General features: G+C 52.2%; 21 protein-coding genes. 9 read left to right on the top strand and 12 right to left on the bottom strand.

What is annotated here, in order from left to right; genetic code table 11:
• Window positions 1–85 precede the first annotated feature (85 nt).
• A complete protein-coding gene (locus QGH09_05970; protein ID HJO17726.1) occupies window positions 86–496 on the top strand; it encodes a cupin domain-containing protein in 411 nt (136 codons plus the stop codon).
• An 8-nt stretch (window positions 497–504) separates the two neighbouring features.
• Here QGH09_05970 and QGH09_05965 read toward each other — a convergent pair whose 3' ends face one another.
• From QGH09_05965 to QGH09_05945, 5 genes are all read right to left on the bottom strand, one after another.
• Window positions 505–2,733, bottom strand: a complete 2,229-nt coding sequence (locus QGH09_05965) for a carbohydrate binding family 9 domain-containing protein (GenBank protein ID HJO17725.1) — start codon at window positions 2,731–2,733, stop codon at window positions 505–507.
• Window positions 2,734–2,821: 88 nt separating this feature from the next.
• Entirely contained in the window at window positions 2,822–3,574 is a 753-nt protein-coding gene (locus QGH09_05960; GenBank protein ID HJO17724.1) for an SDR family oxidoreductase, read from the bottom strand.
• Window positions 3,571–4,365, bottom strand: coding sequence for a glucose 1-dehydrogenase (locus QGH09_05955; GenBank protein HJO17723.1), 795 nt, complete (start codon window positions 4,363–4,365; stop codon window positions 3,571–3,573). Before QGH09_05955 ends, QGH09_05960 begins: the two co-directional genes overlap by 4 nt.
• A complete protein-coding gene (locus QGH09_05950) occupies window positions 4,349–5,680 on the bottom strand; it encodes an aspartate aminotransferase family protein (protein HJO17722.1) in 1,332 nt (443 codons plus the stop codon). Before QGH09_05950 ends, QGH09_05955 begins: the two co-directional genes overlap by 17 nt.
• A gap of 58 nt (window positions 5,681–5,738) precedes the next feature.
• A complete protein-coding gene (locus tag QGH09_05945; protein HJO17721.1) occupies window positions 5,739–6,869 on the bottom strand; it encodes a hypothetical protein in 1,131 nt (376 codons plus the stop codon).
• 47 nt (window positions 6,870–6,916) lie between these two features.
• Between QGH09_05945 and xerD the strand changes: the two genes are divergently transcribed.
• The 3 genes from xerD to QGH09_05930 all read left to right on the top strand — a co-directional run bounded on the left by xerD (window position 6,917) and on the right by QGH09_05930 (window position 10,946).
• Window positions 6,917–7,876 (top strand): site-specific tyrosine recombinase XerD, encoded by a 960-nt coding sequence (gene xerD, locus QGH09_05940; protein HJO17720.1) that lies wholly within the window; start codon window positions 6,917–6,919, stop codon window positions 7,874–7,876.
• Window positions 7,877–8,051: 175 nt separating this feature from the next.
• Window positions 8,052–9,203 (top strand): methionine adenosyltransferase, encoded by a 1,152-nt coding sequence (metK, locus tag QGH09_05935; GenBank protein ID HJO17719.1) that lies wholly within the window; start codon window positions 8,052–8,054, stop codon window positions 9,201–9,203.
• 57 nt (window positions 9,204–9,260) lie between these two features.
• Complete coding sequence (locus QGH09_05930; protein ID HJO17718.1) at window positions 9,261–10,946, top strand: CehA/McbA family metallohydrolase; 1,686 nt, start codon at window positions 9,261–9,263, stop codon at window positions 10,944–10,946.
• On the opposite strand, the gene lptF is transcribed toward QGH09_05930, so the two are convergent.
• The 7 genes from lptF to recN all read right to left on the bottom strand — a co-directional run bounded on the left by lptF (window position 10,943) and on the right by recN (window position 19,114).
• The gene (lptF, locus tag QGH09_05925) at window positions 10,943–13,267 is read right to left on the bottom strand and encodes an LPS export ABC transporter permease LptF (protein HJO17717.1); all 2,325 of its coding nucleotides are present in this window, start codon (window positions 13,265–13,267) and stop codon (window positions 10,943–10,945) included. The two genes, QGH09_05930 and lptF, sit on opposite strands and share 4 nt — an antisense overlap.
• Window positions 13,268–13,524: 257 nt before the next feature.
• Window positions 13,525–13,803, bottom strand: coding sequence for a hypothetical protein (locus QGH09_05920; GenBank protein ID HJO17716.1), 279 nt, complete (start codon window positions 13,801–13,803; stop codon window positions 13,525–13,527).
• 87 nt (window positions 13,804–13,890) lie between these two features.
• A complete protein-coding gene (locus QGH09_05915; GenBank protein HJO17715.1) occupies window positions 13,891–14,721 on the bottom strand; it encodes a ParB/RepB/Spo0J family partition protein in 831 nt (276 codons plus the stop codon).
• A complete protein-coding gene (locus QGH09_05910) occupies window positions 14,714–15,478 on the bottom strand; it encodes a ParA family protein (protein HJO17714.1) in 765 nt (254 codons plus the stop codon). Before QGH09_05910 ends, QGH09_05915 begins: the two co-directional genes overlap by 8 nt.
• 125 nt (window positions 15,479–15,603) lie before the next feature.
• Window positions 15,604–16,089, bottom strand: a complete 486-nt coding sequence (locus QGH09_05905) for a bifunctional nuclease family protein (protein ID HJO17713.1) — start codon at window positions 16,087–16,089, stop codon at window positions 15,604–15,606.
• On the bottom strand, window positions 16,079–17,464 hold the full coding sequence (gene miaB / locus QGH09_05900) for a tRNA (N6-isopentenyl adenosine(37)-C2)-methylthiotransferase MiaB (GenBank protein HJO17712.1): 1,386 nt from the start codon (window positions 17,462–17,464) through the stop codon (window positions 16,079–16,081). The genes QGH09_05905 and miaB overlap by 11 nt, the downstream gene beginning before the upstream one ends.
• 21 nt (window positions 17,465–17,485) lie before the next feature.
• Window positions 17,486–19,114, bottom strand: a complete 1,629-nt coding sequence (gene recN / locus QGH09_05895; GenBank protein HJO17711.1) for a DNA repair protein RecN — start codon at window positions 19,112–19,114, stop codon at window positions 17,486–17,488.
• 151 nt (window positions 19,115–19,265) lie between these two features.
• Between recN and QGH09_05890 the strand changes: the two genes are divergently transcribed.
• The 5 genes from QGH09_05890 (at window position 19,266) to QGH09_05870 (ending at window position 23,328) form a co-directional block, all read left to right on the top strand.
• Window positions 19,266–20,018, top strand: coding sequence for a MotA/TolQ/ExbB proton channel family protein (locus tag QGH09_05890; protein ID HJO17710.1), 753 nt, complete (start codon window positions 19,266–19,268; stop codon window positions 20,016–20,018).
• A gap of 70 nt (window positions 20,019–20,088) precedes the next feature.
• Window positions 20,089–20,490: a biopolymer transporter ExbD gene (locus QGH09_05885; GenBank protein ID HJO17709.1), complete on the top strand. Its 402-nt coding sequence runs from the start codon at window positions 20,089–20,091 to the stop codon at window positions 20,488–20,490.
• Window positions 20,491–20,505: 15 nt separating this feature from the next.
• A complete protein-coding gene (locus tag QGH09_05880; GenBank protein ID HJO17708.1) occupies window positions 20,506–21,300 on the top strand; it encodes a TonB family protein in 795 nt (264 codons plus the stop codon).
• A complete protein-coding gene (gene tolB, locus QGH09_05875) occupies window positions 21,300–22,688 on the top strand; it encodes a Tol-Pal system beta propeller repeat protein TolB (protein HJO17707.1) in 1,389 nt (462 codons plus the stop codon). Before QGH09_05880 ends, tolB begins: the two co-directional genes overlap by 1 nt.
• A gap of 55 nt (window positions 22,689–22,743) precedes the next feature.
• Window positions 22,744–23,328, top strand: a complete 585-nt coding sequence (locus QGH09_05870; protein HJO17706.1) for an OmpA family protein — start codon at window positions 22,744–22,746, stop codon at window positions 23,326–23,328.
• The last annotated feature ends 5 nt before the right edge of the window (window positions 23,329–23,333 follow it).

The raw sequence follows: 23,333 nt of genomic DNA, 5'->3' as shown, positions 1-23,333 counted from the left end.
CGATAGCAGTCACCGCTTGACCTTAACGAACGGGTGGCGTGCATCCCAGCGCGTCATCTGTTTCTCTTTTTCTGGAGAGGCCGTGATGATCTTTGATCCTAAGGAGCAGGAATACGAATATGCCGACCCGAGACATTTCACGGGGAGCGCTCGCGTAGCGCGCATGTTGGGTGTTGCGACCAATCCCGAAGTGAACGTCTACCGGGTAATGTTCGACGCTGGGGCGCGTACGGCATGGCATATCCACAGCGGCATGCAGTTACTGGTTGTCCTTGAAGGGGAGTGCGCACTCCTGACGCTCAGTGAGGGATTTCAGATTATTGCTACAGGGGGTGTTGCGGTTATTCCGCCTGGTGAAAAACACTGGCACGGAGCCCTGCCTCTCACGCCGATGACCCACTTGGCCATCAACGTCAACGCGACGACTGAATGGCTTGAGTTGGCCACTGATGAGGATTACGACTCCTCTTGTTCGAAATTCTCCGCTGGCAGCTAGGGTTGATCCTAGAAGCGGTGAGTGTAGACGAATTTTGCAGCTGCCCGGCGGTCGAGAGTGGCAAATCGATCGAAGAGCTCATGGTCCAGCCAATTTTGAGTGTAAACAACAAAGAGGTCGTTTCCGGGAGTGAGAATCCAGCGTAGTCGGGATTGCCAGCCCATCACTTGACTCATCGAATCGAATTGCACGTTATTAACCAAGTACAGCCAGGGACTGAACTGCGTGTCGGCAACAAGGCGATAAAGGCGAACTTGAAAATTGTCGGTACCAAGTGAGATTCTGTTCCACTCCTGTTCAACGCTCAGGGTTACACCTGGTCGCGGTCGAATGCCAAGAGACACAGCGATTTCTTCTCTTGTGCCGGAGAAAAAACTGCCCATTTCGAACCGCGTCTGGGCGGCGAGAATTCGACGATTTGCGGTATTCGTCACGACCCGAAATCGGACAAAGTCATACGAGCTCTGAGCAGGAAGCACCACTCCCTTGGTTATTTCAAAATCCTTCTCGAGGCGCTCATAGGTTGGTACCAAGCTAATTTCAAGATTGTCCTGAGTGTGCAGTTCTAGTCTGAGCAACGTGAAATCCAAGCGGCGTGTCAGAAACTGATTTTTCATGTCCGTTCGCAGGTCTACATCGAACCCAAACGCCATTTGGCGCAGCCACGGATGCTGACTGGGTCGAGGCGCAAAGCGAAGTCGAGGCTGGTAGGCGCGAAAACCAGTCCGGCGGGTGAAACCCATGGCGGGACCATGGTCCGGCTGAACCTCCGTGAAGGATACCCGCGCTTCCCAACGGTCGTTCGGATAATCTAGCCTAACCCCGTAGGCAAGGTTGTCACCAGGCGTTGTTTTCGCTGTATCGGTGTTCCACAGAAGGAAGCCGTTAAACTCAAGATTATTTGACCCTCTGAAGGTTGAAGTTGCCAGGCGAAAATCAAGGCCGGCCGTCTGTTCTGGGCTTGATGCGATTGTGCGACTGGCACGGCGACTGTAGAACATGCCCACGTAGGACTGCGCCAATACTCGACGCTTGAGACGTAGCACCGTGAAATCTTCCCCAACGAGGGTGGATTCGTCGCCAGTGCGCACATGGAGAAAGCCGACGTCCTGTTGGCCGAGTTGGCCAGTCAGTTTTGTCCCAAAGTCAATCTTTTGAGGTAATCCATTCGCATCGAGCCCAATTCGACGACTAAAGAACGGCTGAACTGCGATATTGGAATTTTGGCGACGCCTTGGAACGTAAAACTCGAAGAATGTTGCTCCGTCAAGAAAGAAATCCCGTTTTTCAGGAAAGAAAAGAGGGAACCGCGTGAGATTGACGAGCCTTTGATCCACTTCCGTTTGCGCAAAATCAGTATTGACGGTCAGGTTTGCGCGAAGACTCGGCGTCAGGTTGTAGAACAGGTCCACTCCAAGATCTGCGCTCCTGGACAGTGGAACTGGCGGGTTACGACCAGGGGAATCGGAGCCTCCTCCAGTGATGTAAGGCTTAACATCAAGTCCTAAGCCCTGGGTAACACCTCCACCCTGAATATCAATCTCGAGTAAACCGGCGTTCGACATCTGCCGAAGCTGTTGATTACGCAAGTATCCGGTCCAAAGATTTTCTTCATTCTTTCGCCGGATCGTTCGCTGAAAATTTATCCCCCATGCAGTGCCGTCTGGGTCAAAGTTGAGAGTGCGAAAAGGAATCTTAATTTCAAGAGTCCAGCCAAGCTCGCTACGCAAAGCCTTGGCATCCCAAATGCCATCCCATTCACGACTTTGAGCCCCTCCGGACCCCATCAGCGAGTCAGCCATTAGGCCTGAAGGATTCATTTCAAAGAAATAACCCGACTGTTGATCCAAAAAAGTATCCATGACCCACATAAAGCGATCATCGGCTCGAAGATACTCGTCCCGTTTCATCGTGTTGCCGAGCATCTTGTCGGGTTCGGAATCGAAACATAGAACCCCCATGTAAAGATGATCCCGACTGTAAATAATTCGAACTTCGGTGCGCTCGGTTGGCGTTCCACCAAGCACCGGATCCTGTTGAATAAAGTCGGTTGCCGGTACGGCTCTTTGCCAGGCCGGCTCATCAAGTAGTCCATCGAGCTCGATCGCTTCACCATTCACCATGCGTTCGGCTGTCATGGTTCGTCGCTCACTAACAGAATCTGCAGTTTGTGCAAACAGTGGAGATCCCATTAAGACCGCAAGAAAGGCGGTGACATAAATTGGGCGGCAATCCATAGCTTGATCGCGATTAACCGTGCGCGCGGATACTGGCTGGGTCTTGGAGATGAGGCCGATAATTCTTGCAGGAAGTCTTAGCTTCAGCTCATCGACTCGCGAGGCCGCCGGCTAGCTCCCCCCCGTCTATTAAAATCGCATGACCGCTCATAAACGGGGCCTCTTCAGAGGCAAGAAACGCAAATAGTGCGGCAACCTCCTCAGGCGCGGCATGGCGACCAAGGGGAACTTTTGAATTTAGAGTCTCCATCTCGGAGGGAGTGTATTCAGTCTGCTGCATCGGAGTCAACACGTAGCCCGGGCAGACTGCATTCACCCGGATCTGTGGTGCAAGTTCGAGCGCCATCGTTTGGGTAAGAGCTATGACTCCAGCCTTCGACGCGTTATAGGCGGCATAGTTGGGCATTCCGATCAAAGCGTTACTCGACCCCATGTTGAGAATCACCCCTGAGCCGCCACCAAGCATTCGGCGGGCTGCTTCTTGAGCCACGTGGAAAACTCCTGTCAAATTAACTTCAAGAATTTTGCGCCAATCATCAATGTTGATTTCCGTAAAATTATGAGGCTGACTAATCCCGGCGTTGTTGATCAGAATGTCCAGTCCTTGCCATCGACTATCGAGGGAATTGAACGCGGTATCAACTGCGTCACGATCAGTAACGTCAGCAAGAATCGACGGTCCAAGTAAAGGAAGTCGCTTCTCTAGGTCTGCGCACCCCTTAGCGTCACAATCGAGCACTGTGACCTGAGCGCCCTCTGCGAGAAAGCGTGCAACTGTAGCTGCGCCAATGCCTTTGGCGCCGCCAGTTACAAGAACCCTTTTATTGGTTAGCCCCTTCACGACGTCGACCCGGCCAGGCCGCCACCATCGACGACTAGCGTTGTGCCTGTAACAAAGCCCGCAGCCTCGCTCGCGAGATATAAGACCGACTTCGCAACGTCTTTGGCTGTTCCGATGCGACCAAGGGGGCGGTCAGCAGCCGCAGTTCTGAAGGTTTCGCGATTCACCATGAGTTGGTCGGCTTCATTCATAAGCAGAGGAGTATCAATGTCTCCTGGGCATATGCAATTAACCCGAATTCCTTGCTTGGCGTGGTCGAGCGCCATTGCCCGTGTCAGCTGAACCACCGCACCCTTTGAAGCACAGTAGGAGGCCGCATTAGGTCCGCCCACCAATCCCCAACCAGAGCCGCTGTTGATAATTACGCCTCCATCAATCATGACGGGGATGGCATGCTTCGACATTAAAAACACTCCCTTGACGTTAACTCCCATTACTCGGTCCCAGTCGGCCTCTGCAGTATTCGGTACCGAAGTCCGCTGAATGATTCCGGCATTGTTGAACAAGATATCGAGTTGGCCAAACACTGAAACCGTGCGCTGGATCGCTTCTTTGCAATCATGCTCGCTAGTAACATCTGATTGAACAAAAAGAGACTGAAACCCTTCCTGCTTGATCTCTTGCGCGGTTTCCTCACCCCTCCGAGCATCTAGGTCAACAATCGTCACGGCCGCCCCTTCTTCAGCAAACAGTAACGCGGTTTCGCGGCCTATACCCGAAGCCCCTCCGGTAACTATTGCCACCTTTTTGGACAAAACAGGGCCCCGGTCTTTTCTAGGCGTACTCGCCATTGAGAAGCACCTCGCGGACGGCTAAAAGAGTGTCGTCCACATCCTCAGGACTATGGGCTAACGAAGTGACGGAGTGCAAACCTGAAGCTGGGGTCATGTAGATCCCATGTTGAAAGAGTGCATGTACGAACCGGCGATACCGATCGCGGTCTACGAAGGCACAAAATTCTCGATAGTCCCGAATCTCCGCCTGTTTCGTAAAGAGAATCTGAAACATGGGGCCAACGCCTTGGACAATAGCGGAGGTCTTCGTTTCCTTAAAGGCCTCCTGTAGGCCGTTCACGAGCCGCTCGCCAATGCTCCAAGTGTGCTGAAAAACGTTCGCATTATCATCCCCAAGCACCTGTAAATTAGCCCGAGCTGAAAAAAGTCCAACTCGAGACGCGTTCTGAGTACCGTAGTGTAGGACGCCACCCCAACTGAGCGATTCCATAATCTCCGACCGCCCGACGAAGGCTGCAACGGGGAGTCCTGCTCCCAAAGCTTTGCCAAAAATGGAAAGGTCGGGTTCCAGTTGGTAATGCTGCTGACAGCCGCCTGGGGCGATGCGAAAGCCTGTAACTGTTTCATCAAGAATGAAGAGAGCTCCATGGGTTCGGGCTAGGTCTTGCACGGTAGAGAGGTAGTCCGGTAGCGGCGGGATTACACCCATATTGGCCATAATGCCTTCGGTAATTATCGCGGCGACTTGGCCTTGATGATTTTCGAGGGCCCGTTCAAGCGCTGCAAGGTCGTTCCACGGCACCACAATGGTGTCTTCTAGAGCTCGTTGATTAAGGCCTGAGCTGTCGGCAATTTTCACAGGATCCCGGCGATGGCCAAGGGAACTAATGGGGTGGGGGTGGGCGTTCACTAAGAAGTCGTCGTACCACCCATGATATTGACCCTCAAATTTAATGAACTTCGGTCTCCCAGTGAACCCTCTTGCTACTCGGATTGCAGCCATCGCAGCCTCGGTGCCTGTACTTGCGAAACGTACACGACCTGCGGACGGCACCATTTTTTGAATTAGTTCGGCAACCTCAACCTCTGTTTGGGTCGCCGCAGGCAGGAGTGCGCCGGTCGCCATGGCTTCGCCAACTGCCTGAACAATCTTGGGATGGGCATGGCCGAGTGGTAATCCACCGTAAGCCATCATCCAGTCAATGTATTTGTTGTTATCAGCATCGAAGACATAAGCACCCTCGCTCCGATCCAAAAAGAGAGGGTAGTCACCGTAGTTGGCTGGTCCCCTAGAGGGCGAGCTGCCGCCTTCTACGAGCACCCGTAATGATCGCTCAAAGAGGCTCTGGGATTTCTTGGTCGAATACGCCATGTGAATCAGGATACAGGAACGTCGCTGTGCGAAACAGGTGATTAACGATTAGTCAGTTTTATCGCGTTGAAATCCCATGCCGACCAGCATATTCACGAAAACGTTCTAAAAGTTCGGCGGCTCGACCCTCGATCTCTGATGGAGGTAATTGCTGACAGTGATATCCGAGTTCTGTAGACATGATTTCGACAGTCTGGTCACTAAAGATTACGGTGCCATCCGGGCCAATTGTCTCTATCCCATCGAATTTGTGTGATGCCTCGTTAATCTCGATTGCAGCTTGCCGAGAAAGATCTTTGATGGCCGGGACGCGGACCCCGCGCGGTCCAACTAATACAGGATACCCGCCTGGGAGCCCCTCAGGCCCTGGAGCATGAAGCCGGACCTCCTTGCTCGCAAGAGCAACCATTATTCTTACAATTGAGCTGGCTGTGAGAAAGTGGGTCCTTCGGCCAGTCGGTATTGGATACGCTTGGCGAGGAAAGTCTAATCCGCCAATGACACCAGTAACATTCGTGCCAGCATGCATGATGCGAAGAAAAAAAGGTGGTCCTTCGTCAGTCGGGGAATCAGAAACATAATCCTGAAGAGCGTGGTGAGCTACAAAGGTTACGCTAACGTCATCAATTGGAACACCAAGTTTGATTGCAGCTAAGCTTTCAATCTTTGGAACAATCTCAGCAATGTTTCCAACGCCACAAGTTGGCTCGAGGCCGACACGAGAAAGCACGCAATTTGAAACATCAGGAAACGAGGCGATCAGAGTACGCGCTTGAAGACCGGATAGACGAAGAGCCCGCATCAACTTCAGTGACAGGATTAGGTGGATGGGAAGCCATGCGCCAAACCCAGCAGCAGCTAGGCGGTCCCGGGGTTCGGCTGGGAGGGCGCAGGGGGTCAACCAGGACTGCCTCGTGGCAGTGCATAAAATTACGTCCGGTGACAATTGCCGAATAAATTCAGCTGTGCGATCCACGTCGTCTAGGTCTAGACTGGCGGCTTCTAGATTCGGTCGCATCCCTTGGGCGATTCCGCCTAGGCGCGCTAGGTTTACGGAGGCTTCAGCGCGGGCCAGCGTGCGGCAACTAGCGATAACCCGTCCGGGCCAGTGTTCACGGGCTAGAAGCTCGAGTGCAACGGAGCCGAGATCGCCGAGGCCAGCAATTAGAATAGTTGGCGACGTGGTCATTAAACGATTCTAATAGGCATTGAGCTGCCAGGTAAAAGGAAAGACGGGTGAGTTTGAGTCGGACCAGGGATTGCCAAATCGAGGACTACCTTGCCTATCTCCGGCAAGAGCGCCATCTTTCGGCCAACACCGTCTCTAGCTATGGCTACGATCTTAATCGTCTCGCAAAGTTTGCTAAACGCGAACGATTACCTGTCGACAGGTTAGAACGACGGCAAATTGAGGCCTATGTTCGGGATCTTAAGGACAGGGAGCGATTAACACCTCGGTCGGTTGCCAGAATGATTGCCGGCCTCAAAGGGTTCTACGGCTTTCTAGCAGAGGAGGGCCAGATTCAGAGGAACCCTTCAGAGGGCATTGAGTCCGGAAAGTTGCCACGCACGCTCCCGAAATACCTCTCACTTAAGGACATCGACAAGCTTCTTGAACAACCAGCGGTCGACACTGCCAGGGGATGTCGAGACCGCGCACTTCTTGAATTGTTGTATGCAACCGGCATGCGAGTGTCAGAGTTGGTCTCGCTGCGACTCGAAGATGTGAACTTACAAGTTGGACATGTGCAATGCATGGGAAAAGGGAGAAAGCAGCGGGTTGTGCCGATCGGACGTCAGGCTGTTACGTGGGTAACTCGATATCGTGAGAAAGCCCGGGGTGAGATGTTAGGTAATCGTCGGTCAAGTTGGCTCTTTGTTAACGCCGGGGGCAGAGGGATAAAGAAGAAGGATGACCTCCATTTAAGTCGAATGGGATTCTGGAAGATTCTGAGAGGTTACGGATTAGCAGCTGGGCTCGGACACGACCTAAGTCCTCATGTGCTGAGACATTCCTTTGCAACCCACTTACTTGAGCGCGGAGCCGATTTAAGAAGCCTTCAAGAAATGCTGGGTCACGCCAAGCTATCAACAACGCAAATTTACACCTACATTCATGGAGCTCGGCTAAAGAAGACTTACGATAAGTACCATCCCCGCCGAACAATGACCCCTTTTGGAACAAAGAAAAAGTGAAGAATGGCAGGAAACTAGGTGTGTTTTCAATTAGTTGACCAGTATTTGAAGTGTCTGTTAACGTAAGCGGTTTGGGTCTTCGTGTAACGCTGAGGACGTGCCCCAATGGGCCAGAAAACCGTTCACAGGCCTCTCTGGGCGCTGCACGATGCTCCTAAGCGAAGGAGTTCGTTAAATGAGTCGCACCGGCCGCCACCTGTTTACTTCGGAGTCCGTAACTGAAGGGCATCCTGACAAGATAGCCGATCAGATCTCTGACTCAGTCCTTGACGCGATCCTTGCCGAGGATCCCAACGGACGAGTTGCATGCGAGACTCTTGTGACTACCGGCCTTGCAATTCTGGCCGGGGAGGTTACAACTACGTGCTATGTAGATTTTCAAAGAATCGTCAGGGACACAATAAGGGACGTTGGGTATACCCGAGCCAAATTTGGCTTTGATCATGAAACGTGTGCTGTTGTCTCGGCAATTCACGGGCAATCGCCGGATATCGCGATGGGCGTTGATCCTGGCGGCGCTGGCGATCAGGGTCTGATGTTTGGCTACGCTTGTCGAGAGAGCTCCGAACTGATGCCGCTCCCTATTCAGCTTGCGCATCAACTCTGTCGAGGTTTATCAAGGGTTCGCCGAGAGGGCATCTTGGATTACCTTAGGCCAGATGGAAAATCTCAAGTCACGGTTGAGTACGACGGCGACACGCCAGTTCGCGTGGACACCGTCGTAGTGTCCAGTCAACATGCTGCCACTGTTGACCAGGCAAAAATGCTTGAGGATGTTCAGGAACACGTCATAAAACCGACAATTCCTGAGTCGATGTTGGATCAAAACACGAGCATTCACGTAAACCCAACCGGTCGGTTTGTCGTTGGCGGACCCCATGGTGATGCTGGGGTCACGGGCAGGAAGATTATTGTAGATACCTACGGCGGTGCCGCTCCTCATGGTGGGGGAGCGTTCTCAGGAAAGGACCCTACAAAGGTCGATCGTTCAGCGTCGTACATGGCCCGTTACATTGCCAAAAATTGCGTGGCTGCGGGACTAGCTGACCGAACCCAGGTACAGCTCGCGTACGCAATCGGCCTAGCGGACCCCGTCTCCGTTCTGGTTGATACATTCGGCACTGGTCGGGTTGACGACAACAAGATTAGCGATCTCATAAGGGCTCACTTTGCGCTAACTCCCAAGGGGATCATTGAAACCTTGAACCTTCGTAGGCCAATCTACAAGCAAACTGCTGCTTTTGGACACTTCGGTCGCACTGAACAGGACTTTACCTGGGAATGGACTAACAAGGCAGAGGCCCTTAAGGCTGACGCCGGCCTCTGATTAGTAATATCGATCCTCGGCTAGGGATGGGGTCGAAGCTGTCTCGCCGATTTCATCATGTTGTATTCTGCCGCACGATCAGCGAGTGGGGTGATCATCGTCGTAGCGCTGGCGACTGTACTTACCCTTCCTGATCAACCACTTATTGATAAGAAGGAGTTTGCGTCGTCTGGCGAGATATCCACGCCGGTCGTTACAGGAGCATTTCACGTTCACACTGCTCGATCGGATGGTTCGGGAACTGTCGACGAGATCGCTGGCGCTGCCGCCCGTGCCGGATTAGCGTTCGTTATTACAACCGACCACGGCGATGGCACAAGAACGCCCGATCCCCCCATCTATCACAGGGGAACTCTTATCTTGGATGGGGTAGAGGTGAGCACGACCGAGGGTCATTATCTTGCGATCGGACACCAAGGTTCCCCCTACCCACTCGGGGGCGAAGCACGAGATGTTGTTGAGGACATTGCTCGCCTGGGAGGCTTCGGCGTTGCGGCACATCCCTTTTCGGCGAAGGAATCTTTACGGTGGAAGGATTGGACAGCTCCCATAGACGGGATCGAATGGCTGAACACTGATAGCGCCTGGCGGGACGAGCCGGTACACCGTCTCGCACTAGGAATTCTCCATTATCCACTTCGACCGTCCGAGGCGATCGCCTCACTCTTTGATCGACCCATTGAGGCCCTCGATCGGTGGGACACAATGACCCAAGGACGTCGGGTTGTTGCACTGGCCGGGGCGGATGCCCACGTGCGCCCTTTTCCAATTCCGTCCTACGAGCAAGTGTTTCGAAGCTTCGGTATCCGCGTTCAACTTGAAACTAGTTTCTCTGGAGATCCTGAAAAAGACACAGCGCTGCTTCTCGGTTCGATCAAACAGGGTCGAGTGTACACAGCGATCGATGCCCTTGCACAACCAGGACGATTTCGCTTCGAAGTCGAATCCGGGACAAGCGCTACGCAGCCTGGAAGGGTAGTATCGGTCGGCGATCCTAGGACTGTGGTGCTTGAAGCAGACCTTCCACAAGGTGGCGAACTAAGACTATTTAAAGATGGCACCTTAATCGCACAAACAACCCAGCCGAGTTTACGATTTCAAACGGGAAGCCAATCTGCGATATATAGGGCCGAAGTCGTCCTCTCGCCAATGCCGAACTCCTTACCCATTCCATGGATTCTGAGTAATCCGATTTACGTAGGCGAACCTAGGGAGGCAGAAACGGATCAGCCAGTAGGTGAGACTATTGAGACCACATTTGCATTATTTAGTGATGAATCTGATGTCCAAGCTTGGAAGGTTGAGCATGAAGAAACATCACTGGTGGCGATTGACAGCACTCCCTCGGTTGACGGAAGAGAGTTGGCATTGCGGTACGCGCTTTCTGATTCCGAGACCAGTCCATTCGCAGCCTTAGTGCGTGAAGGGGCGTTAGATTTCAATCGATTTAACGTAATTCGATTTCTGATTCGAGGCGATGCTGCACAAAGAGTATCCGTTCAATTGAGGGACTCGAAGGCAGGAGAGGATGTTCGGTGGGTCAGATCGGTCTATGTGGACACCGAACCAAGAGAAGTCTTGATCCGCCTCCAGGACATGCGCCCGGTTGCGGAGAGCAGTCCTTGGCCGCCGCAAGCAGACGAACCAGTAGCGCTTATGTTTGTGGTTGATACCCTAAATACGGCCCCGGCAACCTCCGGGGTGCTCTGGATCGATAATATCCAAATAGAACAGTGGGATTAGGTGCGGACGGTAAGTAATAGGTAGCTTGCGGCCGCACCGAAAAGAATATTTGGAGCCCAAGCCGCAAGAACTGGTACCAGGAGTCCTGCAGCACCGACTGCCGCGAAGACGCTAAGCGTGATCCAGTATCCCATCGCAATCGCTAATCCAGCCCCCGTTGCATACATGGCCCCGTAACGACCGGTAATAACGGCAAAGGGAATGCCAATCAGGGTCATAACAATCGTAATGAATGGAAAGGAGAGCTTGCGCTGTAGAGCAACCAGCAACTCCGTAACATTAAACCCGCCAGCCTCTAGCTCACCAATGTAGCGCTGGAGCTGCGTGAAGTTCATTCGTTCAGCATCAGGGCCTTCGGTAACGAAGAACTCTGGGGGTTGAAGAGGGAGGTCGGCTTCTCCAACATACTCGTAGGGCATTACGTCTAAAGACGCATCGAAAGACCTGACCCATACGCCTTCACCGGCCCATGGGTCCTGGAAGGTTGCTTTATTCACGAAAGTTCGCCTACTCAGGGCCCAAGTTGAATTGCTGAACTCGTAGACTGAAAACCCGTGAAGCTCCTGCAGTGCGGGATCAAGGTAGGCGTAGTGATAGATCGAGCCGTCGGGTGCAACAATCCATTTACGGTTTAGGACGTCAAAGGTTTGAGGTGAACCACCGCGAACAACGTGTCTGATGGCCTCGGCCCGCCTATTAGATGACGCCAGTATTGTCTCTCCAAGGCCAAAAAGGAGACCGCTCCACACCACTCCTAGGCAAAATAGGGGGGCGGCAACCCGATAAAGGCTGATACCGCAAGCCTTCATCACAACTAGCTCTGAAGTTCTCGTGATGAGACCGATCGTAACGAGCGTGGCTATCAGAGTTGAAATCGGAAGTACGTAATAGATGTATTGGGGAGTTGCAAACCAGAAATATTCCAACAGGGTAGCAGCCGTTGTTTCCCCTTTAAATAGCTTGTCTGACAGGTCAATAAACGTCGCAATGTAGAAGATCCCCAACATTCCCACAAAAGCTAAAGCTACAACCTTGAAGTAGTGCCGAAGAACATACTGATCGAGAAGGTTCAAGCGGGGAAATAGAGGACTCAGAAGCTTGCCACTGGTCTTAGCAGGCTCAGGCTTGCTTTTCGTGACTGATCTCCCAGGACTAGATTGGGACTCAGGCTTTCGAATTAAACCAGAGCGCCATGATCGCGGAAGCAAACGCCCATCTACGGTGAAGACCCTTCTCCAGACAAAGAGAAGGGCTGGAAGACCGAGAGCAAGATTCGGAAGCCACATTGCCAAATGCGGAGAGACCAGAGCGCCCTTAGCCGCGGCCTCCGCAACGTACATCCACACGTAGTAGACAAAAATAACGCCGATTCCAACCACAAAGCTCGAGATCCTTCTTTCTCGCCTATTGCTCAACCCAAAGGCCAAGCCGATTAAGGCAAAGACAAAACAGGCTACTGGTATTGAAAATTTTCGGTGGATCTCCATGATAGGTCGGTGTGGGGATAGGCCAGCAGCCCGCATGTCAAGGACTTCGTTTTCAAGTTCAGCAATCGTCAGCTCAGGGTACCCACGCTGTGGACCCATACGCGGGAACACAGTGTCCGGGTCAAGACTCATCACGATCCGTTCAAATTCGTGAACCTCGTATTCCTCTGGTCGCTCTGGGCTGACATCGTGCCGAACACCGTTCTCCAAAATAATGGCAACTTGGCGATCTGGGCGATTTAGAGCGACCTGGCCTTTCTCCGAAACAAAGATCTCGGGACGGCCAGGACTCCGAGTGTCTGCAAGAAAAACGTTGCTCCAAATGGGGGAGTCTGCAGTTGAATCTTGAACATAGAGAATGACCCCTGGGAAGTCCTCGTAAAAGACTCTCGGTTTCACCTCGGCCTGAACCCTTGTAGCAATTATTGAATAAGTCGTTTCCCTGAACGATTGGTTGGCGTTAGGCAGGAGCCATACCAAGGTAAAGATTGTGGCCGCGGCAGCTAACACCGAGCACGTTAGGATTGGACGCAAAAGAATTGCAGGGCTCACTCCGCAGGCTTGAAGGGCAACAGCCTCTCGGTCCCTTGAGAGACGCCCCAGCGCTACAAGTAGGCCAACCAGGAAGGCCATGGGGATTGTGACTCCAAGTGCTTGGGGCACCAGGGTCAACATGATCCAGACTGTGGTTTGGGGAGGGACACCTTTTGCAATTAGCCCTTCTGCGACCTCAACCAATGGAGGAAGCATTAGGAGAAAGGTGAACACCGTGAGAGCTAGCAGGAATGGTGTCGCAATCTCTCGTATAAGGTATCGATCAATGATTCGGACCATTACGATGACCTTAGCATACGTGATTTGTCTAAGGGCTCCGTAAGGGTGGTCGCGGTTACCGAGGAGGCCGGCTCTCGAAGCGTACTTGAGCGCTGTTACTATTGAATATACCCAGTGTCTGATAACGTCTATTATGTAAACATATATAGAGGGTCAGGTCGACTGACAACCCTGAAAAGAAAGCCTAGGGTGGTAGAACCCTATGAGGATGCCGCAACCCATGAGCGGCCAAACTAGCATCCAGCCAAACTCTATTACTATGGTCCAAAAAGGACGTTGGAAATCTTCTTCAATTCCAAATTTCCCAATTCATGGGCGGCATCCAGCGATAGCCCACTCGCGAGAGCCGATGTTTCCACCGCTCCTACTCGTTCAGCTACCTCGTGGGCAAACACCAGCTTCAACTTGCCCTGCTGATTCAGTGCCCGCACCAGCCATGGTCGGTACTCTTTCCAGTGATCTAAGAACATCACATCACCAGTATTACGATACAGCGGTTCGCCATCGTCCAATTCCTTGCTGGATAAATCCAGCAACCAGCCTAACTAGAAAATCAAACCTTGATGAGCCAGCTCCAACCGATGTTCGGAAGCCAAGCCTATTACGCGAAGTAACCGACATCCCTAATCGCCAGACTTCTGAAGGTTCCGCAAGATGGCCTCAAGCGCTGATATCAACTCACTCTTATTCACGCGAGCCTTGCCAAAGCTGAGCTTCACATTAAACTTCTTCTCCGGGTCCTTGTACTGATACACGTAGGCCTTCGGGCGACCAGCCTTAGGCTTTTCCTTTTCCCTTCGAAGCAGCTCTCTCGTAGTCTTTCCCCCAGATGCAATCCGCTCAAGAACATCGATCATCTTTGCTTTATCTGACTGCCTAACTATTTCTAATAATAGGGACTTAGAGGTAATGTCGGCCAGCCGACATCGATTCTTAACTTCTTCAGACATTCCATTGAGAGCGAGTGACTCAGTAATTGTTGTCCGCGATTTACCAAGCCGCTTCGAAAGCTGCTCGTGTGTGTAGCCGTGTTTGTCAGCCAGGATGCCTAGGGCCTCGGCCTCCTCAAAAGCAGTAAGGTCTTTGCGTTGAATGTTCTCGATCAGGGCTAGCTCTAGAACTTCCCTTTCATCCTTGGTATCGCGAATAACAACCGGAACCTCATCTCGTCCAAGCTGGACCGCAGCCTGGTAGCGCCGTTCCCCTGCGATAATCTGGAATCGATCGCCTCGCTGCCTAACAATCAGCGGCTGAATTATTCCCTGCTCAGAAATTGAGTTCTTCAGCTCTGACAAATCGCCCATAACCTGACGAGGCTGGTTTGGATTTGGGTCAACCTTGTCGATTGAGACAATTCGCCCAACGGGCTCCCCGCCAGGGGCAATTAGAGTTTCGACGTAGTGTGCGTCGTGTCGCATCTTAACCGAGGGCGGAAGCCCGCTCCTTTTAGGCACGGTCCATAACCTCCTCACACAAAGCAAAGTATTCGCTCGCGCCCTTTGACGAAGGCGCGAAGGTAAAAATCGATTCCCGGTATGCCGGGCTCTCCTCCAACCTAACGCTCTTAGAGATCACCGTCTTGAACACCTTTTTCCCGAAAACCTTCTTAATCGCTTTCTGAGTATCCTTAGCTAGAGTTTTCCGCTTCTCGTGCATCGTTATCAGCACACCAAGAAGCTTTAGCTTCGGGTTCGGCCTTCCCTGGACCTGCTTTATCGTTTCAATCAGATCGTCCGTTCCCTCGAGCGCAAAATACGACGATTGGACTGGAACCAATAGGTGCGTAGCCGCAACCAGGGCATTTACCGTAAGTATTCCTAGGGCTGGCGGACAGTCGATCACAATGTTCTTGTACTGCCTCCGAATCGGCTTGAGCCGATCCTGTAGCCTGTGGTACGCGTCAATCTCCCCCGCCAGCTTCTGTTCAAGTTTGGCTAGGGAAATCTTCGCCGGAGCAACTGACAGGTACTCCTGTTCAGATTTAACAATTGTGTCTGCAATGGTGCAGTTGTTACCCTGCATCGCGTCATAGACGGATTGTCCGACAGTATTGATATCGATAAAGGACTTGGTTGCGTTCGCCTGGGCGTCAAGATCGATCAGGAGGGTCGGTTGCTCGTATCGAATGGCGAGAGCGGCCGAGAGATTAATCGCCGTAGTTGTCTTTCCAACTCCCCCTTTTTGATTGGCAATCGCGATTACCATGGACATGACGTGAGCACTGAGAGCCCAAAATAAGGAACCCGAATCGATCAGGCGCAGCTCCGTTAGCGGCTGCGGTATTCTAGGGAGCGCTCACTGTCGTGTCAAGGAAACCGTTTTTTAGTAGGAAACGGTCACATTTTATACTTACCGAGCTCTTCTGGATCGAGGCTCTCGAGCCATTCACCGAGTTGCTCTTGGTCGACCTTCTCTGGCCCAAGATCGGATTTCTTGGCCTCACTCATCACAGTTTCCTCGACGAAGATTGGCGCTTTTACTCTGACCGCCAGGGCGATCGCATCGCTTGGACGAGAATCGATTGCGACCACTTCCCCATTTACCAAGAGGTAGATCATGGCATAGAAGGTATTTCCCTTCAGGTCGCAAACAACTATTTTTTGAACCTCGCCCTTTAAGTCCTGAATAACATTTCTTAGAAGATCGTGGGTCATTGGTCGAGGTGTTGCCACGTTTTCAATTTGGAGCGCGATGGCATTGGCCTCTGGACTACCCACCCAAATAGGCAGAACATTATCTCCCTTGTTATCTCGAAGAATAACTATTGGCATCTTGGTAGTTGGGTCCAGCATCAAACCCTTAATGTTCATTTCAATTTGCATTTATCTGCCCCGCCTCTCCGAGAGTAACCGACTCTCCCCAAACACTATGGGGCCCGGCCTTCCTAATTATTACATTCACCAAGCGCCCCACCCATAGGGGGTCTCCGGGAAAATTCACAACAAGGTTTCCGCCAGTGCGACCAGAGAGTTCTCCATCGTGTCGCCGCGAGGTGCTGTCTGCGAGCACCGATGCCGTAGTCCCAATAGACTGCCTATTCAGATCTAGTTGAATCTGTCTTTGCACTAACTGGAGTTCGACGATTCGCTGAGTCTTTTCCGATTCACTCACGGTTTCTGGGATCCGACGTGATGCCAATGTTGCTGGCCGTTCAGAATATTTAAAAGAAAACATGCTGCTGTACCCGACCTGTTTAACTAATGAGAGGGTCTCTTGGAAATCCTCCTCGGTCTCTCCTGGAAACCCAACAATAATATCGGTTGAAAGGTCAATCGTCGGTATTGCCGCGCGAACTCGCTCAACTAGGTCCAGGTAGTTCTCCCGCGTATGACGCCGACGCATCGCTCGTAGGACGCTTGTTGATCCTGATTGAAGAGGAAGATGGAGGTGTCCACAAACAGTAGGCAGATCGCGCATCGCTGAAATCATTCTGCTGTTAACGTGTCGCGGATGAGGACTTGCAAAACGAATCCGTAGCAGACCTGACACCTCGTTAAGCTTTTCCAGTAAACCGGCAAAATCACACTCTTGGTCCACTGGACATTGGTAGTGGTTAACAATTTGCCCGAGAAGGTGAACCTCTCTATGGCCAGAGCTCACCGCCGCCTTGACTTCACTGACTATCTCGGACGAAATTCTCATCCGTTCGTGACCTCGAGTATAAGGAACCACGCAAAACGCACAGAAGTCGTTGCAGCCTTCCACAATTGTTACGTAAGCTTTGACCGGATCAGTTCTTACTGCGAGTCCAAGAGGAAATGAGACATCCTCGTACGGGTTGACATCGATTTGATTCGATCCCAGGGTTTTTGCTCGGTCAAGAAGTTCTGGTAGGCGACGGACTGCCTGCGTTCCCACAACAACGTCGACCTGATTTGCCCTCTCAAACATATCAGTGCCTTCTTGTTGTGCAAGACAACCCGTAACGACCATTAGCGGGGGCTTCTGCCTTCGGTCGGCTGAAATTTGCCCGAGACGACTAAACAGTTTATCCTCCGCTCGTTCCCGCACACTGCAGGTATTTAGGATAACGACGTCAGCCTTAATGGCATCTTCAACCCTGACGTAGCCTGTTTGTTCCAGCAGGCCAGCCATTCGCTCTGAGTCATGGATGTTCATCTGACAGCCGAAGGTCTCTACCGCGTAAGTTCGCCCGTAATCGCCTGGGACCTTGACGGTTGACTTCTTACTCAACATTCGTGTTTTCTTCTCCCTGCCCTATTGAGCCCCTTTTAACAACTCAGCTGCATTTCGACGGCTCTGAGCAGTCGGCCTGCCTGTTCCCATCATAGCCGCGATCGCATCAAGACGTTCCGATCCCGACACCGCCGCCGCAGTGGTTAAAGTCCGCCCCTCATTCACCACCTTGCGAATCTCAATCTGACCCAAACCGTAAACCGCTATCTGTGGAAGATGGGTAACGCAGAGAACCTGAAAACGTTCGCCGAGGCCTTTTAGCCGTCTACCTACAACGTCCGCGACACGCCCACCAATCCCTGCATCAACTTCATCGAAAACAAGGGTCCTCCCTGCTTCATCAGAACAGGCTGCGGTCTTAAGAGCCAGCATGACTCTGGACAACTCCCCACCCGACGCTATGCGAGCTAAAGGTCGGGGCTCCTCGCCCTCATTCGGGGCAAGATACAACTCGCATTGGTCAATGCCGCGTTCGGTAATTGGAAGCTCGCCATCTTTCTGAACGAATCGAAATTGACACCGAGCATTCTCCATCGCTAGCTCACCCATTAACGACTCGAGTCGATCGGTAAGCTTAGGCGCCATCGCTCGGCGTTTTTTTGATAGCTCTTCTGCGCATTTTTGGTACTGCTGCTCGACCTTTTCTAACTCAATCGTCAACACCTTAATCCGGCCTGAATAGTTACTGAGGGTTTTCAATTCGTCTTCGAGTTCTACTTGGCGATCTAAAACCCGATCTACGTCGCCTTGTCCATATTTACGACCAAGGTCATCGAGAGTCGCGAGTCGGTCTTCAACCTCTTGCAGCTGCTCCGGAACACCATCGATCTCCTCACTCCTAGTCCTTAAGGCTTGAGCAAGCTCCTCAAGCTGGGACTGAACGGACTCCTTTGACGGGAGATGGTTTTTAAATAAATCGTCTAGGTCAGATAACTCCTCAACCTTACGCCAAATATCAGCCAAGGAATCAATGACGGATCCCTCCGACTCGTATAGGGACTCATAAGCCTCGATTGACAGACGATAGATTGAATCCGCGTTCAAGAGGCGTTTCCTCTTTTCCCTAAGCTGATCAGCCTCACCGCGGCCAGGGTCTACCTTTTGAATGTCGGCAAGCTGAAATCGTAGCATCTCAAGCCGATCGCCAACGTCCTTCGTTTCACTACTGGCCTCATCCAGGGCCAAACGACAGGTGCGAAGTTTCTCAAAGAGCGTAAAAAGCTCGCCCCTGTCTCCCATGAGGCCACTAAACTCATCTAGGAGATCAATGTGTGACGTCGCATTGAGCAGTTGTTGGTGAGCATGTTGACCATGAAGGTCGAGCAATTCAGTTCCGAGGGAGCGAAGGTGAGACGTTGTAACGAGGGTTCCATCAACGAAGGCCCGACTTCTTCCACTTGAATGAATTTCTCGGCGAACCAAAATCTCAGCGCCGTCAGCCTTCTCAAAGATCGCCTCTACCGTTGCAGAGGATTCACCTGTGCGTATCAGTTCCGAAGATGCTCTGTCCCCAACAAGCAGGCCCATGGCGCCGACAATGATCGACTTTCCAGCTCCCGTTTCTCCCGTAAGGACAGTCAGCCCATCGTCCAATTCCAGCTGAAGTTCCTCAATTACCGCGAGGTTCTTAATCTGAAGAAACCGAATCATTGCTCATTCCGCTGTTTGATTAGGGCCCCTTGCCAGATTAGTCACGGCACGGGAAACCCCATGCTATCATACGTTTGACAGCCCTTAATCCGCGTGCTACGCTCACTCGTCGCGCTGTCCCAGCGGCGCATTGAATTGCTCGGAGGCTTCGTTGCGCACGCTTGGATTCATCACTCTGGCGCTTTTGCAAGTGCAGGGTGATATGCCTGATAGCACGATGGGTAGCGGCGTCCTAGACCTCGTCGCTCGATCCGGCCTACTCTCCAGATTCGTTTTACTAATCCTGATTCTCTTTTCAGTTGCCTCCTGGGCAATCGTCCTTCGCAAGATACTGCATTTTCGCCTTGTCGAAAGTGAATCTGAGCGATTTCGAGATGTCTTTCGACGTAGTCGAAAATTTTCAGAGGTTCAAGCAGTTTGCGGATCGCTTAATAGAAGTCCGTTGGTTGGAATTTTTCAGACCGGGTATGCGGAACTCAATTCTCAACTCCGGGCGTCAAACGACGACGACTCGCCTCCTTCCGACTCCAGTCTCACACTCAGGAGCATCGACGCCTTAGACCGCGCTCTACAACGAGCAGCTGCCGTCGAGGTGAATAAGATGGAGAGCCGGATAGAGTTTTTGGCAACCACTGCAAGCATTACACCATTCATCGGACTGTTTGGAACAGTATGGGGAATAATGAACTCATTCCAAGGAATTGCTGCAACAGGCTCTAGCAGTCTTGGTGTAGTCGCGCCTGGAATTGCTGAAGCACTCATTGCAACGGCAGCCGGCCTTTTCGCGGCGATTCCGGCCGTGTACTTTTACAATCATCTGACTCATCGCGTAAAACTATTCGTCTCGGAAATGGATGACTTCTCCTTAGAGTTTCTAAATATAGCGGAGCGAAACTTCTCGTGATCGGAAGGCAACCTTGAGGATTCACAAGGCTCACTCGACTGGAAGCACTCGACGAGCACGAGGGGAAAGAGTGTCGAGCTCTCTCTCTGAAATAAACATAATCCCATTGGTCGACGTAATGCTCGTGCTCCTAATTATTTTTATGGTGACAGCGCCACTGATGCAACGAGGACTGGACGTTAACCTACCCGTTGCTAGGCGAGCCTCCTCAATTAGTGCCGATCGAATATTCGTTACGATTCCGCTTAGCTACCGCACAGATGGTATTGTGCAACTAGGCGAGGAGGATGTGCCGCTCAGCGTTCTAGACGAGCGGGTCCGTCAGACCCTATCCGAAAATGACCAGGATGATGTGTTTCTTCGCGGCGATTCTGCTGTCACGATGCAGGAACTGATGGCGGTCATGGATAAGCTAAAGGATGGCGGGGTTCAACGTGTTGGCCTTGTCACCCGCCTACCAGAAGATCGTTAACGAACACACTAACCTATGAAGGAATCGGCAACAGAGGTCCTCCTAGCGCGCTCAGTCAATCCGGATCGTTTCGGGAAAATGTTGGGCGTCTCAGCAGTGGTGCATGTGGTCGCCTTACTCGTGCTTATACTCCTTCCATCTGAATGGGGCGTTCGGGCTGAGACCGAAGTGGGTCCGACGATGTCAATCAGTCTTGGAGGTCCGGAGGGGCCTGACACTGGAGGCCAGACTCCTCTCGGTGGTAGACCTGTCCAACAAATCAATGACCTTCCCCCAGATCCTCGTCCCAGGGCAGTCCGGGTTCCCGCCCGTCAGGTTCCTGAAATGGCTGTACCCACCCCCGAATCGCGCCGGCGCGAGGTGGCCAATCCACCAGAAGTCGAATCGGCCCCGGAGGGCGCCCGAGGTTCTACGAGAAGTGAGGGTGATGAAGTCAGGCCAGGTAGCGCACTCGCAGAGACCGGCGTTCAGGGCCTCGGCTTCGGACTATCGACTGGTGGCGGAGGAGGTGCCGGTGGAGAGCTTGATGTTGGTTCGTTTTGCTGCCCGGAGTATTTAAGAACGATGGCCGACCTTATACAACGCAACTGGAACAATCAACAGCAAGTAACGGGAGAGACCATAGTACGCTTTACCATTCAGCGGGACGGACGCCTTGTCGATGTCGGAGTTATCCGCACAAGTCGCTATGTGGCACTCGACCTCGCCTCTCAGCGGGCAGTGCTGCTAACAGCCCAGCTTCCGCCCCTGCCAAGCGCCTATTCGGAAGACTCACTAACTGTTCGTCTCGTTTTCCAATACCTACCCTAATGGGCAACCAATTACATTTCGTCGTCGCCTCGATTCTCCTTGGCATTGCCCTGATCACAACCCAAGCTTCTCCGCTGCAGACATTGCCATTGTCCCAGCAAGAAGCAGCCCAGCGTCAGCCATCTGAGGTGGAACTCATTATCGGGGAAAGTATCGGCACGCAACCTCGCTTCGCTGTTCCAGACTTCATCATCCTTACCGACGATCCGGAAACCACGGAACTTGCTCAAATGTTGGCGGAAGTGCTCTGGAACGATCTCGATTTCGAGCGAGAGTTCTACATGATTCCTAGGGACACGTACAACACGATACCGGCCGCTCGGTCAATGACCGACATTCCTTTTGATCGATGGCGTGAAATCGGCGCTGATGGAGTCGTCATTGGAACAGTTCAAAGAACCAATGAGATGGTCCAAGTCCAGGTTCGCCTCTTTAACGTACGTGGTCAGGAATCAGTCTTCAGTCGCCAGTACACTGGGTCTGCAAGAAACCCTCGCCTGTACGCACACACGATTGCTGACGAAATCCATCAGAATCAACGTGGTTTGCGTGGAGTCGCACGAACCAAGCTAACCTTTGTTTCTGATCGCAACGGAGAAAGACTGATCGGTCCGGTCGACAACCGAACGATCAAGGAAGTGTACATCGCTGATTATGACGGTCGAAATCCTCAACGAGTAACCGTTAATCGGTCGCTTAATATCACACCTTCGTGGTCAGTGGATGGTCGCGCTATTGCCTACACCTCGTATCGTCGCGGGTTTTCAGACGTGTTCGTGTCGTTTATCTATGAAGGACGCCTAGAAACCCCTGCCGCTGGAAACGCTAAGGAGCAGAATTGGTTACCAGCCTGGTCACCCAACGGTAGACAGATCGCCTTTACTTCGAACCGCGATGGTAATCCTGAGCTCTATATCGTTGATATCGATGGAAGTAACCTAACGCGACTCACCCATAACCCAGCAATCGATACAAGCCCAACTTGGTCGCCAACTGGTAACCAACTGGCATTCACCTCAGACCGGTCAGGACGGCCTCAGATCTACGTGATCAGTGTTGACGGCACAGGAATACGGCGAATGACGTTTGAATCCTATTGTGATCGCCCAACATGGTCCCCATCGCCCTTTAACGAGATCGCGTATTCTTCACGAACGGGCCCGGGTCACGACATTAAGGTTCTTGAACTGGCGAGTGGAGTCGTCCGTCAGTTAACCTTCGGACTAGGTACCAACGAAAGTCCAGCATACGCTCCGAATGGTCGACATTTGGCGTTTACCTCAACACGTTCAGGTGAAAAGCAAATTTTCACAATGGCCAGAGACGGACGAAATCTTAACCGAGTTACCCGAGTGGGAAACAACGAAATGTCCCATTGGTCATATTGAAGCAAACAAACATTAAGGGAGTCCTCGACTTGCTCCATTTGAGACTAATATTGCCATGCAGATACGACTAACGATTCAACAAATTATGTTTTCTGGTGTTATTGCAGCGACCTTGGCTACCGGAGCTTGCGGCGGCAACCCGCCGCCAGAAGTAGAGCCTACTCCCCCACCGGCGCCTATCGCTCCACCGCCCGCGCCAATCGCACCCCCCGCTCCTATTGAACCCCCAGCGGCCGTTCAGCCGGAACCCGTGCTGGAAGAGGAACCGCTCATAGTCCAATCTTTGGACGAACTTAACCGGGAGTCACCACTGGTCCCTGTTTTCTTCGCATACGATAGCTCTGAGATAGGTCCCGATACCCAATTCGACCTCCAAAGAAACGCTACAACATTGCGTCAGTACTCGAGCTGGGTGATTACAATAGAAGGACATTGCGACGAACGTGGAACGGCGGAGTACAATCTAGCTCTTGGCGAGCGTCGCGCTCTCGCAGCTCAAGATTACCTTATAAGTTTGGGTATCTCTGAAGACCGACTACGTACGATAAGTTACGGAGAAGAGTTCCCGTTTGCCCCAGGGCAGGACGAGGAGGCCTGGCAGTTGAATCGCCGGGCCCATTTCGTTATAACGGCCCAATAATATGC

This window comes from Vicinamibacterales bacterium (assembly GCA_036012125.1).
Taxonomy (GTDB): domain Bacteria; phylum Acidobacteriota; class Vicinamibacteria; order Vicinamibacterales; family UBA823; genus UBA11600.
The sequence above is the reverse complement of the archived record's forward strand: the minus strand, read 5'-3'. Positions and strand labels throughout refer to the sequence as shown.